Here is a 9,991-nt window from a genome sequence, read left to right on the forward strand (position 1 = left end):
GCCACCTCGGCCAGCAGCGCTTGCACCCGGGCGCGGCTGCGCAAGGGCTTGAACAGGCGCGCGCCATCGTCGTCGAACACCAGGCCGCCCACGCGGTCTCCGCCCCGATAGGCCATCCATGCCGCCAGGGCCGCCACGCGCGCCGCGGACGCGCACTTGAAAGCGCGAACCGAGCCAAAATACATGCTCATGCGCTGGTCCACCACGACCAGCGCCGGACGGTCGCGCTCTTCGGTATAGGCGCGCACGTAAGGCTTGCCATGGCGCAGCGAAGCGCGCGCATCCAGCGTGCGCAAGTCATCGCCCGCCACATAGCGCCGCAGTTCCGCGAAATCCAGCCCGCGCCCGCGCAGGCGCGATCCGTGCGGCCCCGCCAACGCGCTTCCCAGAGGCTGGCGCGCCACAAACGACAAGCCGCCCACGACCGCCTCCAGCGCCATCAGTTCCGATAGCGGCGGGTGGACGGGATGTGGAATGTGCGGCATGGATGTTCCTATGCCGGCACGGCCACCACATCCAGCAAGCGGTCGATGACCGCCTCCGGGGTGATACCGTCGGCCACGGCGTCGTACGATAAATGCAGCCGATGCCGCAAGACCGCATGCGCCACCGCGCGCACGTCATCCGGCGAACTGAACTCGGCGCCGGCAAGCCAGGCGTGCGCCCGCGAAGCACGATCCAGCGCGATCGCGCCGCGGGGGCTGGCTCCTATCTGGATCCAGCGTGCCAGGCCGGCATCCGCATCCTGGGGATGGCGCGACGCATTGACCAGGTCCACCATATAACGATCGACGGCCGGCGCCACAAACAAGGCCGCGGCCTCGGCCCGGCAAGCGAACAATTGTTCTTGCGAGATGCGCGTCGTGTCCGCCGTCGCGGCCTGAGGCGGCGAGCGCAGCAGGGCCAGCATGGCGACCTCGTCGTCCGCTGCCGGATAGTCCAGGCGGATTTTCATCAGGAAGCGGTCCATCTGCGCTTCAGGCAAGGGATAGGTTCCCTCTTGTTCTATGGGATTCTGGGTTGCCAGCACCATGAACAGCGACGGCATCGGCCGTGTCTGATCGCCCACGGTAATCTGCCGCTCCTCCATGGCTTCCAGCAAGGCGGACTGGACTTTCGCCGGTGCCCGGTTGATCTCGTCGGCCAGGATCAGGTTGCCGAACAAGGGGCCGGGCTGGAACTCGATGCGGTGCTGGCCCTGCGCATCCTGCTGCAACACATTCGCCCCGGTGATGTCCGATGGCAGCAGGTCCGGGGTGAACTGGATGCGGCTCATGTCCGCGGCCAGGTGCGCGGCCAGCGCCTTGACGGTACGCGTCTTGGCCAGGCCGGGCAGGCTTTCCAGCAGCACGTGTCCATCGGCCAGCAAGGCCACCAGAATCTGCCGTATTACGCCGGCCTGGCCCAGCACCGCACGGGAAATGGCGGCCTCCAGCGCCAACACGGCCTCACGGTTCTCCATGATTGCTCCCTGTACAACATTGTTGTCGGTGCGGGCGCACGCCGTGCCCGTTGCCGCTGTCCTGCCCTAGCGCCGTGCCAGGCTGCCCTGCCGCTTCTGCTGCGCGGTCTTCCATTGTTCGGGCGTCATGACCGTGCGGAAACCCAGGTGCGACATGCCGTTCAAGGGGTCGGTGCCGCGCCGGGCACTGGCCCGATAGCTGATGCAGTACGTGTCGCTGCACAGGAAAGAACCGCCGCGCGTCACGCGCTTGGGGGCTCCCGGCGGGGCATTGCGGTCTTCGGGGTCGAAGCTGTCGGCCGGGCCCTTGGGGTCGGAGGGAGTCTGGCGGTATTGGGCCTGGATCTTGAAGGCGTCGGCCCGGTACCAATCGGCCGTCCATTGCCAGACGTTGCCGGCCATGTCGTACAGGCCATAGCCATTGGCCGGGAAGCTGCCCACGGCCGTGGTGCCTACCTGGATTTTCTCGTCTTTCACCACGGGAAATGGCTGTTGCTGCTGCGTATCCCAGATATTCGCCATGGCCTTGCCCTGCGGGTTCAGTTCTTCACCCCACAGATAGGTGGCCTGTTCCAGCCCGCCGCGCGCGGCGAATTCCCATTCGGCTTCGGTGGGCAGGCGTTTGCCGGCCCAGGCCGCGTAGGCCTGGGCATCGTCGTAAGACACTTGCACGACGGGATGCTCGTCCTTGCCGTCGATGGTGCTGCCTGGGCCCTGGGGGTGGCGCCAGTTGGCGCCCGGCATGAAACGCCACCATTGCGAATAATCGCGCAGCGACACTTCCGATGCCGTGCCCACGAATACCATGGCACCCGGCACCAGCAAGCTGTCGTCCGGCCGTGGCGTGCCCGGGGGCAACTGCGGCTGCAGGTCTTCCCAGCGGGGTTTGCGCTCGGCCGTGGTGACATAGCCCGTGGCCTCGACAAAGCGGCGGAATTCGGCATTGGTGACGTCGTGGATGTCCATCCAGAACCCGCTGACGCGCACCTTGTGGGCCGGCCTTTCGTTGGGCTGGGATAACTTGTGCTCGTTACCCATCAGGAACTGATCGCCGGGTATCCAGGCCATGCCGGCCGGACCACTGCTGCCATCGCCCACCTTGATCTCGGGCTTGGATGGCGCCTGCTGTCCCGCCACATAAGCACCCAGGGCGCCGGCTGCGACCAGGACGCCCACCACCGCAAGACCCGCTTTCAACCGCTGTTTCACATGCTTCCCCAAAATCCGATTGCAACTGCCTGCCAATTCTGGGCGCCCAAAGAGCGCCGGGGTACTGCACCAGCTTGTTCAACACGACGATACCTATTGCGTTGATTACGCAACATTCGGCTATGTATCTCTGCAGGATACCTAGCTTCTGTGACATTTGCCAGCCTCATGAAATGAGACATATTCGGTATTACTTTTATCGCGTGGCCTTGATCGCCTTTCCTGTATTACGGCGGCCCAATCATGGCGGCGGCATCGACGCCGCGCTTGGCCCAACGCCGGCGCTGGTTGCCAGCAACACGGCGGCCAGCACCGCAGGCAATTCGCCCGGCCGCATGTTGAACAGCCGCGGCAACTCATGCCGGTTGGTAGGTTGATCCATGGCCTGCCTGTCGGTGTGCCCGTGGGTACCGGGCCGTGCGTCGGATGCATCCTATTTTTATTGTCCGGCACGCCGGTTCCCCGGGCGTAAGCCGCTTCTTATTGATAAAAGCCTGGTTACCATTGATAATTGATACTTATTCTTATTTGGATGATGCCGCCGCGCACGGCGTCCCAGGGATCGGCAGCGTGCTAGCAAACCAGGTTTCCTCTACCAATGTCGAGGCCCTTTATTGTGACCATCATGGCTGGCTGCAGGGGTGGCTGCGCCGCAAACTGGGCAATTCGTCCGACGCCGCCGACCTGGCGCAGGATACGTTTGTGCGGGTGCTGCGCGGCCGCGAACCCGGCGTCATACGCGAACCCCGCGCCTACCTGGCCACCATCGCCAATGGCCTGGTCGCCAGCCACTGGCGCCGGCAGGCGCTCGAACAAGCCTGGCTGGCTGCCCTGGCCGCACAGCCCGAGCCCACGGCCCCGTCGCAGGAACAGCGCGCCCTGATACTGGAAACTCTGGAAGAAATCGCGTTGCTGCTGGACGGCCTGCCGGCGCGCACGCGTGAAATCTTCTTGTTTTCCCAGATCGACGGCCTGAACTACCCGCAGATCGCCCGCCAGATGGGCATCACGGTCAATGTGGTGCAAAAGGCCATGACGCATGCCGTGGCGCGCTGCTACAAGGCGCTGTACTCGAATGGGTAGCGCGGCATGAACGGGGCGTCTGTCCATATCCGCTCGGCTTCAAGCGGCGCGGGCCACCTGCCGCTGCCCGAGTCCGTGGTCGAGCAAGCCGTGTCCTGGTATGTGCACTTTGCCTCGGGCACCGCCACGTCCGACGAACGCGAACAGTTCGCCCGCTGGCGCGACCGCCATGCCGATCACGCACGCGCCTGGGAACGCCTGAGCAACATGGGCGACCGCCTGCAGGGCAGCTCGGCAAGCATCGCGCCCGCCATCACCCATGCCACCATGGCGCAATTGGCCGCTTTTACCAAGCGCCGCCAGGCGCTGAAGGCGTTGGCCTGGGCAGGTACCGGCGGCATGGCCTTGTACCTGGTGCAAGATCAAGTCCAGTGGCGGGGCCAGTTGTCCGCCGCCCTGGCGGATCTGCGCACGGCAACCGGCGAAAGCCGCCTGGTGGCCCTGCCCGACGGCACCCAGATGCACATGAACACGGCTACGGCAGTGGATCTGCGCTTCAACTCGCGCGAACGGCGCGTCATGCTGCGCGAAGGCGAGATCATGATCACGACCGCAACCGATGCGGCCCGTCGCCCGTTCGTTGCCGGTACCGAAGAAGGCGACCTGGTGCCGGTGGGCACGCGTTTTACCGTGCGGCGCGATGATGCGGCACGGCACCGCGGCTTTACCCGCCTCATGGTCAGCGAAGGCGCGGTGCGTATCCATCCGGCCCAGGGCACGGCCCCGCCTGTCCTGGTCGTGGCCGGCCAGCAGGCACGTTACTCGCGCGACCATGTCGAGCCTGTCCAGCCCCTGCACGACAGCAGCCAGGCCTGGATAGATGGCACTTTCGCGGCCGAAGGCATGCGCCTGGAAGACCTCGCGGCGGAACTGAACCGCTACCGCCATGGCTGGCTGCGGGCCGCCCCTGAAGTTGCGGATCTGCGCATTACGGGCGCATGGCCGTTGTCCGATGTCCGGTCCACGGAACGCATCCTGCGATCGTTGGAACGCCGCCTGCCTGTGCGCGTCAGGCATTACACCCGCTACTGGGTGACCATCGCGGCGCGTTGATAACGCCTGGCCGGATACCAAGAATTACAAATGATCCGGCAGGTTTTCCGGTTTCGTGCGGCTTCTCTCCCAGAAGCCTGGCGGGTGGATGTTCCTCTTGCGGGCCTTTGCCTGAAAACCCCTTGCAACGAGGAATTTTCATCATGGTCGCCAGACGGGCGTGTTCATTTCTTTTACCGTTTTCCGGGGCGCGCCTGAGCCCCCTGGCGCTGGCCGTGTGCTGGATGGCCGTCGGTGCCCTTGCCTACTCGCCGGCTGGCACCGCCCATGCGCAAACCACTGCCAGCGGGCCGGCGGCGCGCCACGCGTTCGATATCCCCGCCGGCTCGCTGGACCAGGCGCTGGGCCGGTTCGGCCGGCAGTCTGGCGCCGCGATTTCCGTCAACGCCACCTTGACCGCGGGGGTGCAAAGTCCGGGCTTGCGCGGCAGCTATACCGCGGCACAGGCGTTGCGCCAACTGCTGGCCGGCACCGGCCTGGAAGCCCTGCTCGACGCCAGCGGCGAGTACACGCTGCGGCGTATTCCCCCCGCCCCGGGCGGAGTGGCAACACTGGCCCCGGTGACGGTATCGGGCGGGCTGGACGGCGGCGAACAAGTGGGCTACGTCACGCAGGACATTTCACCGGTCGGGCCCTGGGAAGGACGCGACCTGCAAGACACCCCCTACTCCATCAGCGCCGTGTCCGCCGACCTGATCGAGAACATCCAGGCCACCACGCCCGACCAGATCTTCCGGATGATGCCCACCACCCAGCTCAGCTGGCCGCAATCGCAGAACGACGCGCCCTATATTTTCATGCGCGGTTTCCAAAGCGCCACGCCTGCCCGCAACGGCCTGCCCGGCGCCATGTACGGCCATGGCACTACCACCGAGGACGTCGAGCGCGTCGAGATCCTGACCGGTCTGTCGGGGTTCCTGTATGGGCCGGGCAATGTCGGCGGCCTGGTCAACTATGTATCCAAGCGCCCCACGCCAGAACGCTATAACTCGGTGACGGTCGGCAACAGCGGCGGCCCCAATGCCTATGTGCATGGCGATTTCGGCGGGCCCATCGACGCTGCCGGCCGCTTCGGCTACCGCATCAATGCCGTGGCCCAGGATGGCAAGACACGGGTCGACGACTACACCCTGCGCCGCAAGTTCGTCAGCGCTGCCTTCGACTGGCGCCCCACCGACAGGCTGCTGGTCCAGGTGGATGGCGCATACCGCGACTACCGGTCGACCAGGCAGGCCTATTGGTCTATCGCGCCCGGCGCCCAACGCCCCGACGCCAACAGCCTGGATCCCACCCGCCTGTGGTCGCAGGACTGGACTTTCTTCGATGTCGAAAGCAAGCGGCTGGGCGCCAACCTGCGCTGGGAGGCCACCGACGCCATCACCCTGCGGGCCGCCTACCTCGACCGGCGCGACACCCGCGAATACGCCTTCTCTACCAACACGGTGCAGCCTGACGGCACCTACACACAGGTAAACCGCATCACGGCGCCGCAGGATATCCGCGGCAACGCCTGGCATGCCTTCGCCGACTTCGCGTTCAATACCGGGCCGGTGGCGCACAAGGTCACCGCAGGCTACCTGGCCACCCGCAATACCCGCTACGACCACGCCGATGGGCAGGTATCGGCGCCGCCGCTGACGGGCCTGCCGCTGGACCGGCCCACCCACGTGCCAGAACCGGACTGGCCGTCGTACGGGCAGGAGCCGTCGTGGAACGGTTCGGTGAACCGCCAGGCCAGCTGGATGATCGGCGACGACATCATCTTCAACGAGCAATGGTCCATGCTGGTGGGGCTCAGCCGCGCCACCATCCGCAACAAGTCGCGCAGCAGCCCCTCCGCCGACTGGGAATCCTCGTACAAGGACAGCGCCACCACGCCCACGGTTTCCCTGATCTTCAAGCCCGTGCCGTCGGTGACCACCTACGCCACCTATATGGAAGCCCTGGAACAAGGAGGAGCCGCCGCCGATGTCTACAACGGCCAGCCCGTCAGCAATGCCGGGCAGATCATGGCGCCGCTGATCAGCAAGCAGATCGAGGTCGGCGTGAAGGCCACGGTGGGCGAAATGCTGCTGACCGGCGCGCTGTTCCAGATCGACAAGGGCCTGCAGTACTACGACGTGACCAACCCGGCCAGCCCCACCTATGTACAGGACGGCCGGCAGGTACACCGCGGGCTCGAGCTCACGGCCACCGGCCGGGTCACGCCCAACCTGACGCTGGTGGGCGGGGTGACGCTGCTCGATCCGCGCGTCAAGCAGCAAAAGCAGGATCCCACCCTGGAAGGCAAGCGGCCGGTCGGCACGGCCAATCGCATGTTCAAGATGTATGGCGAATACCGCATTCCCGGCGTATCGGGTTTAAGCGTCAACGCCGGCATCAGCTACGTCGGGGCCTCGTGGGCCGACAATCGCAATACCGACCAACTACCTGCCTATACGCTGGTCGACGTGGGAGCACGCTACGTGGTCAATGCCGGCGAGTACCCCGTCACCCTGCGCCTGAACGTGAACAACCTGACCAACAAGCGCTACTGGGTGAACAGCCAGTACCTGGGCGACGCGCGCACCGTGGTGCTGTCGGCCAATGTCAAGTTCTAGGGCGCCATGAAAGAAGGCTTGCGGCAGTGCATGGCCTGGCTGCACACCTGGACGGGGCTGGTGGCGGGCTGGGTGCTGTTCTTTGTGTTTGTCACCGGCACGGCGGGCTATTTCGCGTTCGAAATCGACCGCTGGATGCAGCCCGAACTGCCGCTGGCGGCCGCGCCGCTGGACCAGGCCCGTGCCATCGGCCAGGCCCAGGCCTATCTGCAGGAACACCATGCCCGCGCCGAGTTCTGGAACATCGGCGTGCCCGTCGAACGCACGCAGCCCCACCTGAGCCTGTTCGTGCGCGACCCGCGCAAGCCCGACGGCACGCCCGGGCGTACCCATCGCGCCGCGTACGATGCCGCTAGCGGCCAGTTCGTTGCAAGCCAGGCAGTGCGCGACACGGGCGGCGGCCAGTTCCTGTACCGCACCCATTACCTGCTGCATTATCTGCCCGAGGCCGCCGGCATCTGGATCGTGGGCATCTGTACCATGCTGATGCTGGTGGCGCTGATCTCGGGCGCCATCACCCACAAGAAGATCTTCACCGACTTCTACACCTTCCGCCCCGGCAAGGGACAGCGATCCTGGCTGGACGCCCACAACCTGTCCAGTGTCATGGCCCTGCCCTTCTTCCTGATGATCACCTACAGCGGGCTGGTGTTCTTCATGGATACCTACATGCCGGCCGGCGTGCGGGCGGCTTATGGCGGCGCCGATGACGCGCGCCGGCGCCTGCAGGCCGAGCTGATACCGGCCAATTTCCCGCGGCCGGCCGGCCAGCCAGCGCCCCTGGCTTCGCTGCGCGATATCGCCCGCCAGGCCGAAGCGATGTCGGGCATTCCCGCCTCCGGCATCCTGGTGCGCAACCCCGGCGACGCGGCGGCCACCGTCACCATACGCGTGCATCGCGAGGGGCAGCCGGCGCTGGCGGTGCGCAACCTGAGATTCAACGGCGTCACCGGCCAGCCCCTGCCGCCCGGCGCCGAAAGCGCGGCCCTGCAGACGCGCAATACCCTGCTTGCGCTGCACGAAGGCCGGTTCGCCGCGCCTGCGTTGCGCTGGCTGTACTTTCTGTCGGGGCTGCTGGGATGCGCCATGATCGCCACCGGGCTGGTACTGTGGACGGCCAAGCGCAAGGCCCGTCAGGACAAGCTGCGCAAGGCCGGCGGGCGCGGCGAATTCGGCTACGGGCTGGTGCGCTGCCTGAACATCGGCACGATCGCCGGCCTGCCGGTCGCGGTGGCGGCCTATTTCTGGGCCAACCGCCTGATTCCCGCCGACCTCGCCAGCCGCAGGGCCTGGGAAGCGCACGCGCTGTTCATTACCTGGGCCCTGCTGCTCGCCTATCCCGCCATTCGCCGTTCGCCGCGCGCCTGGGTCGACGAGTTCCGTCTGGCCGCGCTGGCCTGCGGCCTGCTGCCCCTGATCAATGCCCTGACCACGCAGCGCCACCTGGGCATCACGCTGCCGGCCGGGAACTGGGTGCTGGCCGGCTTCGATCTTGTCATGCTGGCCTTGGGCCTGCTGTTCGCGGGTATTGCCCTCAAACTTGGCAAGGCTTGCCACGCGAGTTGAACGAGAGTATTAATACACGGCATATTCATGACACATGAATACACGGCCGCACGGCCGTGACCTTGCGCCCTGGGCGCGGCGTTTCCGGAGACTGCCGATGAAAATCGTAACTCTTCTAGTGATGATGGCCGCGCTGGCAGGCTGCGCGGCCCCGGGTTCCAGGGAAGACCTGGCCCGCTACGGTACGGCTCCCAGCGAGGAAGACCTGTACCAGCTCATGGACCAATACCGTAATTCGGTGCCTCCCACGCGCTATGTCTCGTACCGCGACAAGGGCTACGCCGATTCGGTGAAGAAAACCACCTATACCGATGAACAAGGCCAGCCGCAGTACGGCTGGGAATACCTGTTCGACGTCGCCGCCTACGACACTATCGAGAAGACTTCGATGGAATGGCATGCCCGGCGCGCCATTTTCTTCAACGGGCGCCCCATCATGCTGCTGGACCAGTCGGGCCAGCGCATCCGCCTGGGTTCGCAGGTGCCGCCCGTGCCGGCGCCTGCGCCCGCCATGGGCCGATAGCCCTGTCGGCGCCTGCAAGGTCTTCCTCATCGATCGGGAGCGAACACCATGTTTATTCGCAAATACGTCGGGACCACACGTTGCACGCAACCCGCCGCGACCTCAGCGTCTGGGTCGTCACCGGCGACGGCGACGCCCTCTCCATCGGCGGCAACCATCTGATCCACGCCCTGCGCCGCAACGTCAACCTCAAGATCCTGCTGTTCAACAACCGGATCTACGGCCTCACCAAGGGCCAGTACTCGCCGACCAGCGAGGTTGGCAAGATCACCAAGTCCACGCCGATGGGCTCCGTGGACGCGCCGTTCAACCCGCTCTCGCTGGCCATCGGGGCGGAGGCGTCGTTCGTCGCCAGGACCATCGACTCCGACCGTCAGCACCTCCAGTCCGTGCTGCGGGCGGCGGCGGAGCACGAGGGCACGGCGCTGGTGGAGATCTACCAGAACTGCAACATCTTCAATGACGGAGCCTTCGAGATCCTGAAGGAGGCGGGCA

General features: G+C 65.8%; 9 protein-coding genes. 6 read left to right on the forward strand and 3 right to left on the reverse strand.

Annotated features, from left to right (window positions below):
- The 3 genes from LPZ50_RS16365 to LPZ50_RS16375 form a co-directional block, all read right to left on the reverse strand.
- Nucleotides 1-485, reverse strand: a 485-nt coding sequence (locus LPZ50_RS16365) for a DUF58 domain-containing protein (protein WP_230662661.1), incomplete at its 3' end; no start/stop codon positions are given.
- An 8-nt stretch (nt 486-493) separates the two neighbouring features.
- Nucleotides 494-1,462: an AAA family ATPase gene (locus tag LPZ50_RS16370; RefSeq protein WP_230662663.1), complete on the reverse strand. Its 969-nt coding sequence runs from the start codon at nt 1,460-1,462 to the stop codon at nt 494-496.
- Between the two features lie 66 nt (nt 1,463-1,528).
- On the reverse strand, nt 1,529-2,671 hold the full coding sequence (locus LPZ50_RS16375; protein WP_230662665.1) for a formylglycine-generating enzyme family protein: 1,143 nt from the start codon (nt 2,669-2,671) through the stop codon (nt 1,529-1,531).
- Nucleotides 2,672-3,232: 561 nt separating this feature from the next.
- Between LPZ50_RS16375 and LPZ50_RS16380 the strand changes: the two genes are divergently transcribed.
- The 6 genes from LPZ50_RS16380 to LPZ50_RS16405 all read left to right on the forward strand — a co-directional run.
- A complete protein-coding gene (locus LPZ50_RS16380; protein ID WP_419195603.1) occupies nt 3,233-3,754 on the forward strand; it encodes a sigma-70 family RNA polymerase sigma factor in 522 nt (173 codons plus the stop codon).
- Between the two features lie 6 nt (nt 3,755-3,760).
- Nucleotides 3,761-4,807: a FecR domain-containing protein gene (locus LPZ50_RS16385; RefSeq protein WP_230662669.1), complete on the forward strand. Its 1,047-nt coding sequence runs from the start codon at nt 3,761-3,763 to the stop codon at nt 4,805-4,807.
- A gap of 143 nt (nt 4,808-4,950) precedes the next feature.
- Entirely contained in the window at nt 4,951-7,407 is a 2,457-nt protein-coding gene (locus LPZ50_RS16390; protein WP_230662671.1) for a TonB-dependent siderophore receptor, read from the forward strand.
- Between the two features lie 6 nt (nt 7,408-7,413).
- The gene (locus LPZ50_RS16395; protein ID WP_230662673.1) at nt 7,414-8,973 is read left to right on the forward strand and encodes a PepSY-associated TM helix domain-containing protein; all 1,560 of its coding nucleotides are present in this window, start codon (nt 7,414-7,416) and stop codon (nt 8,971-8,973) included.
- A gap of 97 nt (nt 8,974-9,070) precedes the next feature.
- Complete coding sequence (locus tag LPZ50_RS16400; RefSeq protein ID WP_230662675.1) at nt 9,071-9,496, forward strand: hypothetical protein; 426 nt, start codon at nt 9,071-9,073, stop codon at nt 9,494-9,496.
- An 80-nt stretch (nt 9,497-9,576) separates the two neighbouring features.
- Nucleotides 9,577-9,991 (forward strand): thiamine pyrophosphate-dependent enzyme (locus LPZ50_RS16405; RefSeq protein ID WP_230662677.1); only part of this gene is annotated, 415 nt, incomplete at its 3' end.

This window comes from Bordetella petrii (assembly GCF_020991325.1).
Lineage (GTDB): Bacteria > Pseudomonadota > Gammaproteobacteria > Burkholderiales > Burkholderiaceae_B > Bordetella_A > Bordetella_A petrii_E.